Genomic DNA, 18,939 nt, shown 5'->3' on the forward strand with positions numbered 1-18,939 from the left:
GCTGATGTACAGTACAAATTCTGTATTTTTGATTTGCAATTGATGGCGAGGCTGGAGGTGATGCGATCGATTTCCTCAGAGGCTAAGCTTTACTTTTGATAACTTGCAGCGGATGTAAAGGCACAAACCCATCAAACCGCTTGACTTGAGAACGACAAGAATAGCCAGTCGCTAAAAAGCGTTGTCTTTCTTCTGGAGATGATGGAATATGCCTTCCCCAACTCATCTGATAGATTCCTTTAGATTCGCTGTAGTGTTCGGCTTCGTGACCGTAAATTCCTGCCATGCCGCAGCAACCCACAGACACTAGAATTAAGGGAATTCCTACTGCTTGAAAAACTTGCTGCCATTGTTTTTGAGACGCTAAAGCAATTGTTTTTTCAGTGCAGTGACCCAATAAATAATAAGGTTCCGAGGTGGCAACTTTTGGCAGTCGTTCCAGTTGAGTGACTAGAAATTCTTGCAGTAACTGAACTCTTGGCAAAGTTGCTTTTGCATCGAGAATTTTGACATACTCATCTCGATAGGTAAGAACGATGCTCGGTTCGATGCCGATAATGGGAAGTTCCAAATTTCCTAACTGAATTAGATACTCGGCATTTTTCTGTGCGATCGCAGAAAATTCCTTCAAAAACCCTTTCACGTGCAAAGGCTTGCCATTGACAAAAAACGGCGCTACGTAAACGGTATATCCTAACTGACCAAGAAAATCATAGGTATCGAGAACCAAGTGAGCTTCATAGAAACTGGTGAAGGCATCTTGGAGCAAAATGACGCTATTTTCTCGTTCTGCTGCACTGAGATTAGATAATTGATTTAGGTTAAATTCCGGTGCTTGTCTCTGTGCCAATCCCTGCTTGAGAGTAAACGTACTCAGCGCAGGCGGATCGATCGCAGCGAAAGATTGCTTAATCAGCCAGCGAGTAACGGGATTCTGAGTTAATGAATTCGCTAGCCATGGTACTTGAGATTGCCAACTGGCGAGGATTTCGATATTTCCAATCAAGTAATCGCGCCAAGGTCTGAAGTAACGAGTGTAGTAGAGTTCCAGAAATTTTGCTTTCATCTCTGGAATATCGACATGAATCGGACATTGAGTCGCACAAGCTTTACAGGAAAGACAACCGTGCATCCCTGCATAAACCTCATGGGAATAGTCATAAACTCCCCAGGTTTTTTGAAGCGTATTCCAGACTTTGACGAAAAAATTGCCCGATCTGGCTAATTCCTCTGGTCTAGCGGTTTTCAATTGCCGCAACCATTCTCTAAGCAAGCTGGCGCGACCTTTGGGAGAATGAATGCGATCGCGCGTTACTTTAGACGACGGACACATCACCTCATCTGGATTAAAGTTAAAACAGGCTCCATTGCCATTGCAACTGAAGGCAACTTCATACTCGGATCGCACCGATGCCGAAACTTGTCGGTCAAAATGACCTCGCAAAGGCGCTTCAACTCGCACCACTTCTGCGGAACTGTCGAAGGGAGCGACAATTTTTCCTGGATTTAAGCGATTGTCGGGGTCAAAAGCTGCCTTGATTTTCCGTAAATCCTGATATAACTCTTCTCCAAAGAAAGCGGGGGTATATTCGCTACGAAAACCTTTACCGTGTTCTCCCCACATTACGCCGCCATATTTTCGTACCAGTGCCACGACTTTATCGGATAATTCCCGAATCGCGACTTCATCTTTTGGCACTTTTGTATCCAAAGCGGGTCGCACGTGCAAGCATCCTACATCTACGTGACCGTAGATAGCATAATCGAGCTGATATTCATCTAGTAAAGCTTTAAATTCTCGGATATAACTAGCTAGGTAAGACGGCGGGACGGCGGTATCTTCGATAAAGGCTATCGGTTTGCGTTCTCCCTTGGTATTACCCAGCAACCCCACGCCTTTTTTTCGCAACTCCCACAGATTAGCGATTTCTTCTCCATTCTTCGCCAGATAATATCCTATCGCTTGCTGGGGTCGCTCGCTATTCTTCGAGGCAACTGTTGACCCTTCCAAATTATTCCTTCTGCCTTCTTCAATGGCGTGACGAATCTTGCTAACTTTTTCTTGAATTTCTTCCTGATGAGACCCGACAAATTCAACTAAATTGAGTGTTTGTGCGCCAGCAACCAAATCTTTTACTTGACTATAAATTGCATCCTGTTTTGCCAGTTCTAATATTTTTTCATCGATAGTTTCTATTGCTTCTGGTTCCAACTCTAGTAGGTTTTCTGCATCTGACACAGCATCGTCAAAACAGCGATAGTGAATTGCTAGCAATGCTTTATATTTAGGAATTGGCGTTAACCTTAATTTGGCTTCGGTAATAACGGCTAAGGTTCCCTCCGAACCTGCCAAAATCCAATTGAGGTTGAAATTATCCTCCTGGTAAACTTTCGCCAAATTGTATCCCGTCATAAACCGAGGCATTTTCGGGAAAATTTGCTCGATTAATTCCCGTTTTGTCGTGACAATTTCATCGACTTGACGGTAAATTTTTCCCAAGCGACCTGGCTGTTGCTTGAATTGAGTTAAAGAAGTAGGATCGATAGAGCGCGATCGCCCTGTTGTCCTATCCGACAGCACCCAAGCCAATTCCAAGATATGATTGCTGGTGCGTCCATAAATCCGCGATCCTTTACCGCAAGCATCCGTATTAATCATTCCCCCAATGGTGGCACGATTGCTCGGCGATAGGGAAGGCGCAAAAAAGACCTTGTAAGGTTTTAAATAAGCATTCAGTTGGTCTAAAACCACTCCCGGTTGCACTCGCACCCATCCTTGTTCCAGATTCACTTCTAAAATCTGATTCATGTACTTAGAGGTGTCAATAATAATGCCAGGAGAAAGCGATTGACCGTTGGTTCCCGTCCCTCCGCCTCTAGGAGAAAAGGTTATTGCCTGAAACGGTTCTTGGTTGGCTAACCCAAACAGATGCACTAAATCTTGCTCGGATTTGGGAAAGACTACTGCTTGCGGTAAGATTTGATAGATGCTGTTATCGGTTGACATCAGCAACCGACTGGCAAAATCGGGTCGAATTTCTCCTGAAAAGGGTGTTTTTGCCAAAGCTTCTAAGAAAAGTAAATACTCTGGCTTTAAGCTTTCCTGAAGCGGTAATCGGGGAATCATCTGAAGCTACTATTTGGTGTAGAGATTGGGGTCAGTTATTTTAAATCTAACCTCTTGCACATCCTGTTTGTATATTAGATAATCGATCCCTGCGATCGCGTCTTTTTGATTTAATATCAATTCAACACATTCCATAGCCACCGCCGCCAGGGGTTTCGATAATAAAAGTATCGCCAGGATTCATCTGCGCGATCGCAGTACTTTCTAATTCTTCTATCGTTCCGTCGCTTCGTTCGATATAATTTTTCCCAACTTTACCTGCATTGCCACCTTGCAAACCAAAGGGAGCAATCTTGCGACGACTGGAGAGAATTGCTACTGACATGGATTCTAAAAAGCGAATGCGACGAATGACTCCATTGCCGCCGCGATGCTTTCCCCTGCCACCACTGTCGGGACGAATGCAGAAGCTTTCTAATAAAACGGGGAATCGCCATTCTAACACTTCGGGATCGGTGAGGCGAGAATTGGTCATATGAGTGTGAACTGCGTCGGTTCCATCGAAATCGGCACCCGCACCAGAACCGCCACAAATGGTTTCGTAATACTGATATTTTTCATTGCCAAAGGTAAAATTATTCATCGTTCCTTGAGAAGCTGCCATGACGCCTAATGCTCCATAAAGGCAATCGGTAATGTTTTGAGATGTTTCAACATTTCCTGCTACGACAGCCGCCGGATATTGTGGGTTTAATAAACAGCCTTCTGGAATAATAATTTCTAAGGGTTTGAGACAGCCTTCATTGAGAGGAATATCGTCATTAACTAGCGTTCGGAAGACGTATAAAACGGCTGCTTTACAAACTGCTTTAGGAGCATTAAAGTTATTCGTTAATTGTGGCGATGTTCCCGTAAAATCAATAGTGGCACTGCGATTAGTTTTATCGATGCTAATGGTAACTTGAATCTTCGCACCCGTATCTAATTCGCAAGTAAAACTTCCATCTTTAAGCGCATCAATCACTCGTCTGACACATTCCTCTGCATTATCTTGAACGTGTTGCATATACGCCTGTACAGTTTCTAATCCGTAATGCTCGACCATTCGCTGTAATTCTTGTGCGCCTTTTTCATTGGCGGCAATTTGTGCTTGTAAATCAGCGAGATTTTGGATAGGATTGCGGGCTGGATATTTTCCAGAAGTCAGTAATTCTAGTAATTCTTTTTCTCGAAATTTCCCTTGTTCTACTAATTGAAAATTATCGATAAATATTCCTTCTTCTTGTACCGTTTTGCTGTTGGGTGGCATAGAACCTGGCGTAATGCCGCCGATGTCTGCGTGATGTCCTCGCGAAGCAACGTAAAAGAGAGGAGATTCAGAATTCTGAAATACAGGGGTAATGACTGTAATATCAGGTAAATGAGTGCCGCCATTGTAGGGGTTATTTAAAACATAAACATCGCCCGGTTTGAGCGTATCGCCGCAAGCATTTATCAGACTGCGAACGCTTTCGCTCATCGATCCTAAATGAACGGGAATATGCGGGGCATTTGCTACTAATTGACCCAGGCGATCGAATATGGCGCACGAAAAATCTAATCGCTCTTTGATATTAACTGAATAGCTTGTTTTTTGTAGCATTGTTCCCATTTGTTCGGCGATAGAACGGAAAAGGTTATTGAAGATTTCCAGCATGACCGGATCTTTAAATTTTGGATTCTGATTGGAGATATCTTTTCGCGTTTTTCTGTTTTTTACATGTTTTAAAATTAAATGATTTCTATTGTTAATTTCTGCTTGCCAACCCGGTTCGATTACGTTAGTTCCAGTTGGTTCAATAATTAAAGCAGGGCTTTGAATAATATCTCCTGGTTGTAAATTTTCTCGCTGATAAACTGGTGTATCGTGCCAAGCATCAGCGGTATACATTTTGATTGTTGCTACGGGTTGAGGCAATTCATCAGTTTTGCGTTCGATAATCGGTTCCTCTGATGTATAAGTCGGACAAATTAATTCAATAGAAACCGCTTCAACAATTAAAGCTTTTTCTGGCATGACAAAGCCATATCGTTGCTGGTAGACTTCTTCAAATTTTTGTCGCATCTCAGATAGCTTATCGAGATCGACAATTAAAGATGAATCAGTTCCTTCATATTTAAGATGAACTTTGCGAAGAATTTGTGTTTTTTCAGTGGCTTGGAATTCGCGAGAATCTAATTCTGCGTTTGCTTCGTTAATTAATCTGGCTAAAATTGTCTCTAATTCAGGAAACAAAGTTTGAGTTAATTTTGCCTCGACTCCCTTTTCTTTCAAAATCCGAATCTCTGCTAACCCAATGCCATAGGCAGATAAAACCCCTGCATAAGGATGAATAAATATTTGTTTAATTCCTAAAGCATCGGCGATCGAACAAGCGTGTTGACCCCCCGCACCGCCGAAACAACATAACGTATATTCTGAGACATCATATCCCCGTTGCAGCGAGATTTTTTTAATGGCATTTGCCATGATTTGGACTGCGATCGCAAGGAATCCAGAAGCGACTTGTTCGGGAGTGCGATTGTCGCCGATTTCTTGAGTTAATCGAGTAAATTTTTCTCGAACGATCGCGACATTTAAAGGTAAATTTGCATTAGGACCAAAAACTTTGGGAAAGAATTCGGGTTGCAATTTTCCCACCATGACATTGCAATCAGTCACGGTAAGCGGACCGCCTCTAGAATAGGAGGCAGGACCGGGGTTTGCTCCTGCCGATTCTGGTCCGACTCGATATCGCGACCCATCGTATTGCAAGATCGAACCGCCACCCGCCGCAACGGTATGAATGGACATCATGGGGGTACGCAGTCGGACTCCCGCGATTTCGGTCTCAAAGCTGCGTTCGTATTCGCCGTCGTAATGGGCAACATCGGTGGAGGTTCCCCCCATGTCGAAGCTGATAATCTTTTTAAATCCTGCTATTTCGCAGGTTTTGACCGCACCAACGATTCCCCCCGCCGGACCTGAAAGAATGCTATCTTTGCCATGAAATAATTGAGCGTCTGCTAGTCCGCCATTGGACTGCATGAACATTAATTTTGTTGTTTGTCCTTTGTTGTTTGTCCGACGTTCCCCTGGACGCAGGTTCCAGGGGCTGCGTCGGCTTCGCCTTTGTCCTTTGTCGGTTACTTCTGATAAATAACTACTAACTTGGTTTACATATCGACCTAAAATTGGGGATAAATAAGCATCGACGACGGTAGTATCCCCCCGACTGACTAATTTCATTAAGGGGCTAACTTGATGGGAAACTGATATTTGAGAAAAGCCAATTTTTTTAGCTATTTGGGCAACTATTTTTTCGTGTTCGGGATAGCGATCGCCATGCATGAAAACGATCGCACAACTGCGAATTCCTGCGTCGTATGCTGCTTGTAATTCTTTTTCGACTGGTTCGACATTAACCGGGATTAATTCGTGTCCGCGTGCATCGTAGCGTTCCTGAACTTCTATTACCCTTTCATAGAGCATTTCTGGCAAAATAATCTCGCGGGCAAAGATATCGGGACGATTTTGATAGCCGATTCGCAACGCATCTCGAAACCCTTTGGTAATAACTAAAACGGTGCGATCGCCTTTTCTTTCTAGTAGCGCATTTGTCGCTACTGTCGTTCCCATTTTGACCGCTTCAATTTGTTGGGCTGGAATCGGCTCGTCGGGAAAAATTTTGAGGATTTCTCGAATGCCTTGAACGGCTGCATCTTGGTAGCGATCGGGATTTTCTGAGAGGAGCTTGTGAATAATTATTTTTCCTTGGGGAGATTTGGCAACAATATCGGTAAAAGTTCCACCGCGATCGATCCAAAATTGCCACTTAGTCATAATAATTTCTCCTTGATTTTACTGAACAATAACTATCTTCTTTTAGAGAATCGCACTATTTATAAAGTTATTTCAACCACGCTCGTTGCCAATTTTGAGGTCTGATATGCTACTGAAAACTTCAATTTCTGGCTAATGTAAAATCACTCTGTTATTCATCAAAACCTATGCACCTGCTAAAGATTTCACCCGCTTTTCTGCTAGTGCTCTTGAGTGTTCTCCGCTTGACTATGCTTTCTGGCATTACATCCCTCTGGCTAGCGTCTCAACCAAAACCATCTCAATATCAGGTGCAAATTTTGGAGAATTGTACTGCAACCTGGTAAACAGGAATTGGTGCTATTTTTGGACTCTTAGGATGGCAAGTAACTGACCTGTTAAAAGGGACAGAAGATGAAGAAAACTAAGAGAAATAGCCTGGTTTTAAATTGGAATAAATTCACAATGACCTCGTTCTGACCATTGGACAGTTAGAATTTCTGTTGGTGGATTGATGCGATCGCCATTTTTATCAAATTGAATCGTTCCTGTTACTCCCTGGATACTTCTACTTTCATCTTTATAAAACTGGTGCATGTTTTCAAATAAAGTATGACAGTTTTGTTTTGCATTTCTCTCTAATATTTTGATGACAATCAGCACAGAATCATAGGCAGTTGCACTTCGCCAGGTAACTCGAGCTTCACCCCATAAGCGATCGGCTAATTTACAAAAATCTACAGCTAAAGAATTATTGCTACTAAACCCATTAGATTGACTCCGCCAATGCCAAGGGACAACAAAAAGAAAATTGCTTAAGTTGTTCCTGTTAAGCAACCCGCTACTGATGTTAACATCTAGCCAATCTAAAATATTTTGATAAGCGAAGGTGGCAGAACCAACAATTAAGCAGTCATTAATATTCGCTGCATTAATAAGTTCAGCATTGTAGAGCGTCTTTTCAATTTCTCCATCGGGAACGATAACTAAAATATTTACTTCCTGATTTCTTATTTGTTCTATATAAGGTCTTATATCTGACAAAAAATCTCGATCTAATGCTTGACAACATGGTAAAATTTGAATCGTCTCAGAACTTTGCAGGTGTCGGCAAAGCGATTCTTTAAATGAGCTACTATAAATGCTTTTCTGATTATAGAAAATCGCTAGTCTTTGTATTTTTTTAAATCGATTAACTAGATAATGAGCCAAATGTTGAGTTGTAATCCGATTAGGTGTTCTTATTCTAAAAAATGAAGCACTATCTACCAAATTAGAAAGGGTATCACAAGCACTAGCGGGAGTGATTAAAACTAAACCTTTTCTGGCATAAATACTTACAGCTTTTTGAGTCATTTTGCTTGAATAATGTCCGAACACAGCAATAATGTTTAATTCTTCAGCTACGGCTGCCAAATTTTTTGTGGTTTGACTCACTTGCTCGTTATTATTGTCTTCATTAACTATGATGATACGAAGACACATTTTAGTAGCAATAATAGTTCCTAAAAAGTCTTTAATTTCAATAATATGTCTCAGTTTGGCAATATCATTCAAACCTCTCAATCCTACCAAATTTACTTGTAGTTGTAGTTGAGCGACCCCTTGTAACAGTTGTCTAGCAACAGCGCCATTATTATAGTAAATAGGAACTACTACAGCAATAGTATAAATTTCATTCAACTTCATCTTGTTCTAGTTGTTTTTTGTTCCTTTCTATTAAGCAATTTTGTAGATAAATCAAAACTTCTGGATCGCCAGAATTAAATTGTTGTTTTTCTTGTTGCCAAATATCATATAACAATTCAGAGGCTTGATAATGAAGCCCTAAACTGTAGGATTCTGTCGCTCCGATCCTAGTTAAACTATCAATCTCATTTCTATTGAGTAAAAATTTTCCTCCCATGCTCATAGATGAAAAAAACGTAGTTTCAGGGAGGGGAGGCAAGTCCAATCTATACCCATTTTCTCGATCTAACAAAAAGTTAAGAATTCTAGTCCAGTTTCCTCTCAAGCTATCGACTTTCATGAGATTTTCTAGTCTAGGAGAAATTCTTTTAGCCAATCTACTTCTAATTGCATCACTTGTAGAAAAAGTTATCTCAGCTATTTCGCTAGGCGTATATCCTAAAAGAGATAGGCAGATCAGTCGCCGATCGACATTATCTTGAATGTTAAGCGTTTCAAAGAGATGCTCGATGTCGATCTGGAGTTTTTCAATAACTTCTTGACAATCTTGGCACATAAGCATCCTAGCAACAAACTTACTTGTCATTACTATGCCTTACTCATTCTGCCTGCGCCAGTTGAAAGCGTGGCTGATTTTGCCACACTTGTGGCTAATTTTCTGAATTCTTACAGTAAAGAGGCTTTAACGAATTACTCGAAATGTTAGATTAATTCTAGCTCCAATTTTCTTGGCGGTTTTAGGAACTTGATGCTGCCAAAATAGTTGAGTTTCTCCTTGCATTACTAAAAAATCGCCATCTGCAAGCTCTAAATCAATTTTAATCTTGCGATCGTCTCGGCGACGAAGCATAAAGCGCCTCGTTGCACCGAAACTCACCGAACCAATTGCCGAACCTGGGGCAAGTTCTCGTTCGTCATCGCTATGCCACCCCATGCGATCGCTACCATCTCGATATAAATTTAGTAAAACAGCATTAAATTTCGTATTGGCTATAGGTTCAATTTTAGATTTAATTTCTAGCAGTGGATCGATCCAAGGTAGTGGTTGCATAATAATGCCTGAGTAGGGATAGGGTTTCTCGCCATAATAGGCAGTCAATCTCGGTTGAAGAACCTGTTTCCCAAAAAATTTGATAGCTTCATGTTTCCACGCGATCGCATGGTATAATTCCCCAAAAAATCGCTTGCTTTCATCGTGATTGAATAAACCACGCCAGATAACAACATCGGCATTTTTTAGGATTAGTTTTTCTTTTGTTGCCTGGAGCTTCATTTTAGTTTCAGATCGAGTTTAGAAGCCAGGAAATAGAAGATACAAAATCCTTGCTCCTGACCTCTAAACTTCTAATTTATCTCTTCTATTACGATAATTTTGCTAAGAATTCTTCAGTTAATTTAGCGAATGCCTTTGCTCCACTCGAACTCGGCATTCCTACAACAACTGGCATAAACATATCGACTGCCTTAGCCACATTAACATCCATTGGGATAGCATTTTGAAATAAATTTTGAGGCTCAAAATCTTCCTTCACTCGCTTCATGACTTGTTGATAATATCGACTTAATAAACCTCCGCCAGAAAGAATAAAGACAACTCCCAACAAACGAATATTTATATCCTGTTGGTCTTGATGGCTTTCTTTTAGCTTGCTAATGCGTCTTTCTAATAATTGCATTCCCACGATAGACAAAGGTTCGGGTCGAGCAGGGAGCAAATAAAAATCGCTGGCAGCAATCCCACTACGGGTTAATAAGTTATATCCCGGAGCACAGTCCATAATGATGAAATCGTAATCATCTCTAATTGGCTCTAGAATCTTTTGAATTAATATTCTTTCAAAGTGATTCCAGACTTTATCAAAATTAGTCTCCTCTTGCTCCATTGCTTGTTTGTGCAACATTTCTGAGACAATATATTCGTCATAAAGCTCGATATCTCCCGGCAGTAATTCGAGTCCTTGAATGTTGCAGATAGAAGGGCAAATAATATCGTAAATATTCAACTTATTATAGGGATTGGGTTGAATAATTGAATCGAGTAAATAGGTCAGTGTTTTTCTTTTTTTTCGCATTCTAGCAAAGTCATGAGGCGACATTAAACTCAGCGTTGCACTGATTTGTGAGTCTAAATCGAGAACTAGCACTCGTTTCTCGTGATTTTTTGCCAAACAAGTGGCTAGATTTACCGTCAGCGTTGTTTTTCCAACGCCGCCTTTCATATTGACAGTACTAATGATTCTTCCCATTGACAGACTTCCTGACGCTCGATAGAGCTTTAAGCTTCTTCGCTAAGTTAGTGTACCAGAATCGCTACTAATAGAACTGTTACTGATGAAGAAGGGGAAAAATGCAAGGAAAATTTTTTTCAGGAAATCGGCGGGAAATCTTTGTAGTCCATAAACGTAGGTATGAGTTTTGGATGAGTTGCCGACAACTTCTTGCCAATATTTCATCCCTCCTATTCATCCCAATGAGTGAGGCTCATTGATAGGTAACGGCGCGATAGTAGAAGTAAGAGCTAGAGCGATCGTCGAATGATGAGCAAGGAGATAAAAACCATGAAGCATTAGCAACTTTTGAATATTAGCAGGATGGCGACCAATGTTGTACGGTAATTACAACTTTCTGACGAAAGTCAAGCTATCACAACAAAATTTTACAAAAGTTATAATATAAATAGATAGAAAGAAACGAAAGAAAAATGTCTAAATCTCTTGCACTTCCACTATTTGTTCAATCAAGCTTATCAATTGTCGCCTTTTTAGCGATCGCGATCCTTTTGGCTTAATGGCGTTCAGATCTTACTGCGATATTCAAGGCAAACACACGAGCTTAAATTCGCCGCGATCGCCAATAATAGATTTAAGGATTGAGACTCGATAACATCTCAAAATCGAGCCTCTTATTTTTATCAGTTTTTTACTTTATATAAATGAACGTGTGGGCTTTGAAAAACGCTTTGTAGGTTCGATTTAGGAACTTTTTTCATTAACTTTTCATTAGAGATAAGAACATAGTCATAGTTGTCTAAAACAAGCTTCCACCTAACTCCTTTACCTTGTTCGTACCCCGTTGCCATAGTTTTTTCAGCTAGAGGAACATATTTGGCTTGAAACTCAACTGGCTGTTGGGTTTCAAAGGCAAAGAATGATGGAACAAAAGCAGATTTCTCGATCGTGGCATAAGTTGGTGCATGGATAAAAGGTATAGTTGCATAGTAATTCTTAAAAGCTCTCGCACTGAAAAGGCGACTTCCTTTCTCAATATGCTCGATCGCAGTCAAAATTTCTCTGTACTCGCCTTGAACGGCATTCCAAGCTGAATTGATAACGAATATACGCACTGAAAAAACAACAATAAGTAAACCTAAGATTGCTCGATTGAACAGTTTGTCAGAATTAAATTCTATACTGGATAGGAAGAGGAAAAATAATGGTACTAATATTCTCCAATCTGCATGGGAGCTAGTCACGGCTTTTGCTGGGATTACAAAGTAAGCGACAGTCACAGCACACAGAGGTAAAATCATATATTGGCTGAGACGAAGCTTTTTCAACAAAAGACCCACTATCGGGATAAATAATATTAAAATTATCGTTATATTATCTAAAAATAAGCTATAGTTATCCGTCATCCTCATTTTCACATACTTTAGTTTGGTAATGACGGGGGTTAAATATTTAATTGTTTCTCCGCCCGATGTAGGGCTAGATAAATATAAGATTGCTGGAATAATAAACTGACCGAATAGAACTAATAATCTTTGAAAAATTGCTCTTTTAAAATAGCTTCTTTGTTTAAAGAATGAATAAATCTCATAGGAAACAACTACTAATCCATAAATTCCGAAGCCATAAAGATGGCAGATAAATAAAATACTGATTAGGCAGCTAAATAAAACTAACCTCAACCAAGTTTTATTTTCTCTCATTAAAATCCATATACCAATACACCATAAAGCTAGCCCAGTTCCAAAAAGAAAATTTATAAAATTTATAATAAAGGCTTGATTGTATACCGCCATAAAGGTCATCAAAGACCAAAAATTTATCCTTCTAAAGAGCGCATAACTTAAAAATGCGCTGCCACCTGTCAGCATAAAAATATTGAGGACTAACATTAATCTGCCTGCAATATCTAGTCCAACAAACTTTGCTAGAAATGGGACGATGATATCCATCGCCAAATTAGGCAAAATCATAAAGTTGACTTGATAATACTTTTGCAAATCTGGATCGTTATGATAGTTGAGAAGCACGTACATGCGTGCTAAATGATTCGGGTAGTCTTGTAATGGCAAAAATTCATTTAACCAGATGGGAAGTTGTGCCAAGATAAACAAGAAGGTATAAGCAAGCAAAAACCAGATTACAGTACTCCGGTTACTCTGCTGTTGCCGGATTGAAGGTAATACAGAGGTTGTAACTCTCATGCGATCGATTCCTATTTTGATTATTATCTAGCAGAAGCAGGAAAAGAAGCAGACAAAATCTGTTTGTGCAGCTACAGATGCTAGTATAAGTAGAGCCAAGGCTAACAAAACTTTGTGAAGAATTCGAGAACTTTTAAGAGAAACTGTTCCAGATTAAACTTGAACGGGGTTTTAAAGAAGCTGAATTTAAGCGCATAAAGTAGCTAGAAGCAGATGGCGAGTTTGAAACGCAAAAAATTCAGGCTTCCTATTCATCTTTTTTACAAGCAACCAGCTAATTTTTATTAATTTATTGCTCGAAAGTCTTACTAATGTGCCGTCCAAGCCATATCGATCGCCTGTACCGAACCAGTAATCGCCCAAGCTTCCTGGGAACATAAAAAAGCCACATAATTGGCGACATCTTCGGGTTCGAGGAGTTTTTTGATGGCAGTTTTTTGTAGTAACACCTTTTCTTCTACTTCTTGGGGCAGAATGCCGCGAGTGCGCGCTTGATCCGCGATTTGCTTCTCGACTAAGGGCGTTCGCACGTAAGCCGGACAGATGGTATTACAAGTCAAACCATGTTCGCCTCCCTCCAAGGCGACAACTTTCGTGAAGCCGACAAGACCGTGTTTAGCTGTAACGTAACCGACTTTGAAGGGACTGGCAGTTAAGCTATGGACGCTGCCGATGTTGACGATCCGCCCGTGCCCCGATTTAATTAGATAAAACCAAGCGTATTTGGTTAGCAAAAAAGGAGCCGTCAGCATTACCGCGATCATTTTCTCCCAGGTATCTTCTGGGAAATCGGGAATCGGGTCGATCTGCTGGAAACCTGCATTATTGATTAGGATATCCAGTTGACCGTAGCACGCGATCGCTGCTTCAACTGCCTTTTTACAATCTTCGCGCTTGCTTAGGTCGGCAGTGACAAAGCTACCATTCAACTCAGCAGCTACCGCATTCCCTTTGTCTGGATCGAGGTCTGCAATGACAACTTTGATGTCTCGTTGAGCAAGTTTTTTGGCACAAGCGCGACCGATCCCGCTTGCAGCCCCCGTGACTAGAGCAACTCGTGACATAACGATAGGTCTGACTTGAAGTCAGAGAACTCGTTTCTCTTTACCTCAATTATTAACCCATTTCAGAGAATCGATTCGATCGCGATCGCACTACACTAAAACAAATTACCTATGGAATAATGCCCGCACGAGCAGAACGCTAGCACTACATTCAGAATTCAAATAGGATCGTTATAGATAGAAAAACTCAAGAGAATTTTGGCTATTATTTGGCTATTAGATGACTAATCAGAAAATTCAAGTTATTGGTGGAGGATTGGCAGGAACAGAAGCTGCTTGGCAAATTGCTCAAGCGGGGGTTCCAGTCATTCTCTACGAAATGCGTCCGGTTCGGATGAGTCCCGCACACCATACGGAAGAATTAGCAGAGTTAGTTTGTAGCAATTCCTTTGGGGCAAGTCAAAGCGATCGCGCGGCGGGTTTACTCCACGAAGAATTACGCCGCCTCGGTTCCATTGTCATCCGCACCGCAGATAAACACGCCGTTCCTGCTGGCGGTGCTCTAGCGGTCGATCGCGCCGCATTTAGCCGCGAGCTAACCGAAACCCTGGCAAATCACCCCTTAATCGAACTCTGTCGCCAAGAGATCGCAGAAATCCCCAGAGAAGGCATAGTCGTCCTCGCCACCGGACCTCTTACCAGTCCGGCGCTAGCAGAAGACTTGCAGCGCTTTACCGGAATGGAGTATATGAGCTTTTTTGATGCAGCCAGTCCCATCGTCGTGGGAGAATCGATCGATCGAGACATTGCCTTTCTCGCTTCCCGTTACGACAAAGGAGAAGCCGCCTACCTCAACTGTCCCATGAATCGGGAGGAGTATCTGCACTTCTGGCAAGAACTGTGCAACGCCGAACAAGCAGAATTGAAAGATTTTGAGCGCGAAAACGCCAAATTCTTTGAAGGTTGTCTCCCTATCGAAGAATTGGCCCGACGGGGAGAAGATACTATGCGCTACGGCCCTCTCAAACCCGTCGGAATTTTTGACTCTCGCTTCGGCGATTTTCGCGATCCCCACAATCAATCGAAGCGTCCTTACGCAGTAGTTCAACTGCGCCAAGAAGATAAGGCGGGTCAGTTGTGGAATATGGTTGGCTTTCAAACTAATTTGCGCTGGGGAGAACAGAAGCGAGTTTTCCGATTAATTCCTGGGTTGGAAAATGCTGAATTTGTTCGCATGGGGGTCATGCACCGCAATACGTTTATTAATTCTCCCCAGTTACTCTCTCCCACCTTGCAATTTAAAAACAGAAAAACCTTACTAGCCGCAGGTCAACTGATCGGAACGGAAGGCTACACTGCTGCCGCAGCAGGGGGATGGTTGGCGGGAACGAATGCGGCGCGAATAGCGTTGGGATTAGCACCCGTCTCCATGCCTGGGACAACGATGATGGGAGCGTTATTTGAATTTATCAGTTCTGCCTCCCCGAAACATTTTCAACCCATGCCGCCGAATTTTGGCATTTTACCGGAGTTGCCCGCACGAATTCGCAACAAACAGGAAAGATACGGCAAATATCGCGATCGCGCTTTGACAGATTTGGAGGCTTGGCAAAGTCAAATCAAATCTCTTTGTCTATCGAGTAACATCTAAATGCATTCGCTATGTTGAGACAAATCGATCGAAACATCTGGGTTGGCGAACAACCGCTAAAGTTCTGGGGGTTTGAGGTCGGTACGCGAATGACTGTCATTCGTCTGGCAAATGGCGAGGTAATCGTCATCTCTCCAATTAAAGTCGATGAGAGAACCATCCATCAAATTAATGAGATAGGAAAGGTTACTGCGATTATTGCCCCAAATCTTTATCATCACCTTTTTGTTGCTGAATTTAAAGCCATTTATCCCCATGCAAAAATATGGGCTGCCCCAGGTCTAGAATCTAAGAGACCAGATGTTCCTATTGACAAGATCCTGAATAATGGCAAAGTTGGCAACGCCGATGAAGTTGAATACTTGTTGTTTGAAGGCTTGAAATTTTTTAATTTGAATGGATCGTCGGCCTTAAACGAAATTGTGTTTTTTCATCGCGAAAGCCAGACTTTAATACTGACAGATATAGCCTATCATTTCAATGAAAGCTTCTCCTTGAAAACTCAGCTAGCTTTCAGATTTATGGGAGGCTATAAAAAGCTAAAACCCTCATTATTGGAAAAATTGGCTACGCGAGAAACAGATAAGGTAAAATGCACGATAGGGCAAGTACTTTGTTGGGATTTTGACAGAGTGATTATGGCTCATGGAAGCATAATCGAAAACGATGGAAAGAGAAAACTAAAAGAAGGATACGAAAGTTTTTTATCCACCACTTTATAATCTAAAAAACTTCCATTTTCAATTATGAAAGAGAAATTTATAACTTGGTTAAATCGTTTATTAGTCGCAGATATTTTTCTAGTCATCTTTGGTTTTTTGTGGTTTGCGATCGCGGTTGTCGGTCATTATGTTGGCATTCCCCTCGGTTTTGACATTTGGTATAAGCTTTGGCAACCGCTATTCAATCCGGCTCTTGGAATTTTATTTCTTGGGGCGATTCTAAGTTGGCTGATTAATAAAGTTTCTGAGAAACTAGAGTCTAAATAAAAATTCTTATACCAATTCAAGCTATGAAATCTCTTTAGGAGCTTTTTTCTCATCCTGAGTATTTAAGACGGCAGGTTTTGTCCGAGCATGACGATAGATCTTCTTAATTTTTACCGTGCGATCGATAGTTTTTAGCGGAATTTTAAATACTGTTGGCGCGCTATAGGTTTGACTCAAATTAATGCCTAATGCTGTTTTGAGGAGATAGGCACAGTAAAGAACGAACAAAAGAGATAAAAATCGCTTGATCCCGGACAAAGTATTGCTCCTATTGAGGTAAACTGGCAGATATTATTAAGACAGAAAAAAGTCAAGAACTGGATAATTTAGTAAAATGTCGCTAAATCGACGATCGCAAGCAAATCTTGAATAACTTCAAGCTAGGTCATTAGTCTAGAGAAGAAGAGCATAGATAGCAAAAATAGTTGATACTTAACCAAAGCTTAGAAGAAAAAATACTCGATCGATTTCTTAGAAAACAAAAGCTGAGACCCCATAAAAATTGTCTTGGTTTTGTGAGGAAAGTCGATTTGCAGAACCGATTCTAAATCCTGAATTTTTAAAGCTTTTAGCGTCATAATTCTTTATGTTTTTTTTCAAGTTTTTGTCTCTATTTTTGTCTATAGTAAAAGTAGAGGAATATGATCGCCCCAAGCTGCGATCGCCAGCAAAATAAAAGTGAGGGGGTAAGTCATCTATGCAAACAATTTCTTACTCCATCGACGTTATTAAAGATGAAGCGCGTCAATTAGTCGAAAGCGGTGTCGTCGATCGCCAACAGCCAATTTATGTTCTCTGTCAGTTTATTCCTCCTCGCGAATGGATCTGCGTCGAGTGTGAATTAGAAAAAAATGACTATCTACTCAGAGATCCGATTATCGATCTACTCGCTCATGAAGAATGGGAAGATGATTAAATCAGCAACCAGTGAGTAGTTACTCGCCGATTTCTAGGGTTAATTGAGTTTTTGTCGCTTTTTCTTCTTCTGTCTCCAGCCAACTGTCGCGATCGCTATCAAGTAGACTCTGTGCGGCTTCTATAAGATCGGGCATAATATCTTTGAGGTCGCCTCGACTGGTGAGATAAGTTTTTAAAGCTTCGATGGGGTCGAGACTGGTGCCAACCCCTAATTCGGGCAGGCGAGGACGGGCTAATTGACTGACTAATTCCGGGCGGATAGTATAGCTATGGACTGATTTAAGTGCCTCTTGAATTACCCGATTATCGATCGCATCTAGCTGTTCGGAACGAATTTTATAAATCAGTCGCACAACGGCATTTTCGATCTTTTTTTTGGCAATAGCGTTTAAAATCGCAGCTTGCGGATTGTCTTTTTCTGAAGCATCCACTTCAATCGTACAGAAGGGACGCGCGGGCAAGGGACAAAATTCCCAAGTAACTTTTCCTTTAGCAATTTCGATCGAGACGTACCCTTTCTCTTCTTTCTCTTCACTAAAATCAACCCGTTCGATGCTGCCAGGATAAATAATGGGGGGATCGTTGGATGGATTGAGATTTTGGTGTTTGTGAATGTGACCTAATGCCACATAATCGAATTCGGGACGGATGAGAAGGGAAATGGGAATCGTAAAACCTTTCCCAACGGCTAAAAAACGTTCCGCTCCCAGATTAGCGCGGTCTACCATCAAATGACCTAATAAAACGGTTGGAATCGTGCGATCGAGTTGACGAATTTCTGCTTCTAAAACGGGTTCGAGTTTTTTGATCAATAAATCGTTGACTTCGGCCAGCGATAATCCTTCGGTTTCTGGACGAGTCAGCAGTGTCGAACGAGTTAACCAAGGAAGGGTAATAACTTGTATCTCGCCGTTGCGAGTCGCAATGCGGTGAGTCTTGATGCTGTCTCCCACAATAAATCCGGGGACAGCTAAGGTGCGATAAATAGACAAACTCGCACCTCCATTGCCTTGAGAATGCTGGTCGTGGTTTCCTACCAGTAAAACTGTCGGGATCTTGGCATCTGCCAAGCGGCGAAACTGGGAGGCAAAAGCTTCTTGAACGTAGGGCGGCGGCGTGGCATCGGGAAAAGCATCTCCCCCAAATAACACCAGATCTACGGGTTGGTTAATGGCGCGATCGATGCATTGGCTTAAGGTATTGACAAAATCTTCTAAGCGTGTATTCAAACCAGTTTTGGGATTCACGCGACCGTGAGAAAAACCGCTTCCCATATGGATATCGGAAAGATGCAGAATTGCGATCGCCTTAGTCATTGGTTGCTTGCCGAGCTATTTTATTCTGTCAA

At 41.4% G+C, this 18,939-nt stretch carries 14 protein-coding genes; 4 read left to right on the forward strand and 10 right to left on the reverse strand.

Going from position 1 to position 18,939, the window contains the following annotated elements:
• Positions 1-82: 82 nt before the first annotated feature.
• The 8 genes from PLE7327_RS22195 to PLE7327_RS22230 form a co-directional block, all read right to left on the reverse strand.
• Positions 83-3,127, reverse strand: coding sequence for an FAD-binding and (Fe-S)-binding domain-containing protein (locus PLE7327_RS22195; protein ID WP_015146003.1), 3,045 nt, complete (start codon positions 3,125-3,127; stop codon positions 83-85).
• 121 nt (positions 3,128-3,248) lie between these two features.
• Positions 3,249-6,929, reverse strand: coding sequence for a hydantoinase B/oxoprolinase family protein (locus PLE7327_RS26040; RefSeq protein WP_015146005.1), 3,681 nt, complete (start codon positions 6,927-6,929; stop codon positions 3,249-3,251).
• 423 nt (positions 6,930-7,352) lie between these two features.
• Positions 7,353-8,597: an ABC transporter substrate-binding protein gene (locus tag PLE7327_RS22205; protein ID WP_015146006.1), complete on the reverse strand. Its 1,245-nt coding sequence runs from the start codon at positions 8,595-8,597 to the stop codon at positions 7,353-7,355.
• Positions 8,584-9,183: a hypothetical protein gene (locus PLE7327_RS22210; protein ID WP_144266159.1), complete on the reverse strand. Its 600-nt coding sequence runs from the start codon at positions 9,181-9,183 to the stop codon at positions 8,584-8,586. The genes PLE7327_RS22205 and PLE7327_RS22210 overlap by 14 nt, the downstream gene beginning before the upstream one ends.
• A gap of 96 nt (positions 9,184-9,279) precedes the next feature.
• A complete protein-coding gene (locus PLE7327_RS22215) occupies positions 9,280-9,870 on the reverse strand; it encodes an alpha-ketoglutarate-dependent dioxygenase AlkB (RefSeq protein ID WP_015146008.1) in 591 nt (196 codons plus the stop codon).
• An 88-nt stretch (positions 9,871-9,958) separates the two neighbouring features.
• The gene (locus tag PLE7327_RS22220; RefSeq protein ID WP_015146009.1) at positions 9,959-10,843 is read right to left on the reverse strand and encodes a ParA family protein; all 885 of its coding nucleotides are present in this window, start codon (positions 10,841-10,843) and stop codon (positions 9,959-9,961) included.
• A gap of 665 nt (positions 10,844-11,508) precedes the next feature.
• The gene (locus PLE7327_RS22225; protein ID WP_015146010.1) at positions 11,509-13,029 is read right to left on the reverse strand and encodes a hypothetical protein; all 1,521 of its coding nucleotides are present in this window, start codon (positions 13,027-13,029) and stop codon (positions 11,509-11,511) included.
• A gap of 308 nt (positions 13,030-13,337) precedes the next feature.
• The gene (locus PLE7327_RS22230) at positions 13,338-14,093 is read right to left on the reverse strand and encodes a 3-hydroxybutyrate dehydrogenase (protein WP_015146011.1); all 756 of its coding nucleotides are present in this window, start codon (positions 14,091-14,093) and stop codon (positions 13,338-13,340) included.
• Between the two features lie 220 nt (positions 14,094-14,313).
• On the opposite strand from PLE7327_RS22230, the gene trmFO reads away from it, so the two are divergent.
• The 3 genes from trmFO to PLE7327_RS22245 are packed head-to-tail and all read left to right on the forward strand — an operon-like array spanning position 14,314 to position 16,673.
• Complete coding sequence (gene trmFO, locus PLE7327_RS22235) at positions 14,314-15,684, forward strand: FADH(2)-oxidizing methylenetetrahydrofolate--tRNA-(uracil(54)-C(5))-methyltransferase TrmFO (protein ID WP_015146012.1); 1,371 nt, start codon at positions 14,314-14,316, stop codon at positions 15,682-15,684.
• Positions 15,685-15,695: 11 nt separating this feature from the next.
• The gene (locus PLE7327_RS22240; RefSeq protein ID WP_015146013.1) at positions 15,696-16,406 is read left to right on the forward strand and encodes a DUF4336 domain-containing protein; all 711 of its coding nucleotides are present in this window, start codon (positions 15,696-15,698) and stop codon (positions 16,404-16,406) included.
• Positions 16,407-16,430: 24 nt separating this feature from the next.
• A complete protein-coding gene (locus PLE7327_RS22245; RefSeq protein WP_015146014.1) occupies positions 16,431-16,673 on the forward strand; it encodes a hypothetical protein in 243 nt (80 codons plus the stop codon).
• A 21-nt stretch (positions 16,674-16,694) separates the two neighbouring features.
• Here the strand turns inward: PLE7327_RS22245 and PLE7327_RS22250 are convergent, their stop codons facing one another.
• Positions 16,695-16,931, reverse strand: coding sequence for a hypothetical protein (locus tag PLE7327_RS22250; RefSeq protein WP_015146015.1), 237 nt, complete (start codon positions 16,929-16,931; stop codon positions 16,695-16,697).
• A 439-nt stretch (positions 16,932-17,370) separates the two neighbouring features.
• Between PLE7327_RS22250 and PLE7327_RS22255 the strand changes: the two genes are divergently transcribed.
• Positions 17,371-17,589: a DUF4327 family protein gene (locus PLE7327_RS22255; RefSeq protein ID WP_015146017.1), complete on the forward strand. Its 219-nt coding sequence runs from the start codon at positions 17,371-17,373 to the stop codon at positions 17,587-17,589.
• A 19-nt stretch (positions 17,590-17,608) separates the two neighbouring features.
• On the opposite strand, the gene sbcD is transcribed toward PLE7327_RS22255, so the two are convergent.
• Positions 17,609-18,907, reverse strand: a complete 1,299-nt coding sequence (gene sbcD, locus PLE7327_RS22260; protein WP_015146018.1) for an exonuclease subunit SbcD — start codon at positions 18,905-18,907, stop codon at positions 17,609-17,611.
• Between the last annotated feature and the right edge of the window lie 32 nt (positions 18,908-18,939).

The organism is Pleurocapsa sp. PCC 7327 (assembly GCF_000317025.1).
Taxonomy (GTDB): domain Bacteria; phylum Cyanobacteriota; class Cyanobacteriia; order Cyanobacteriales; family Microcystaceae; genus Hydrococcus.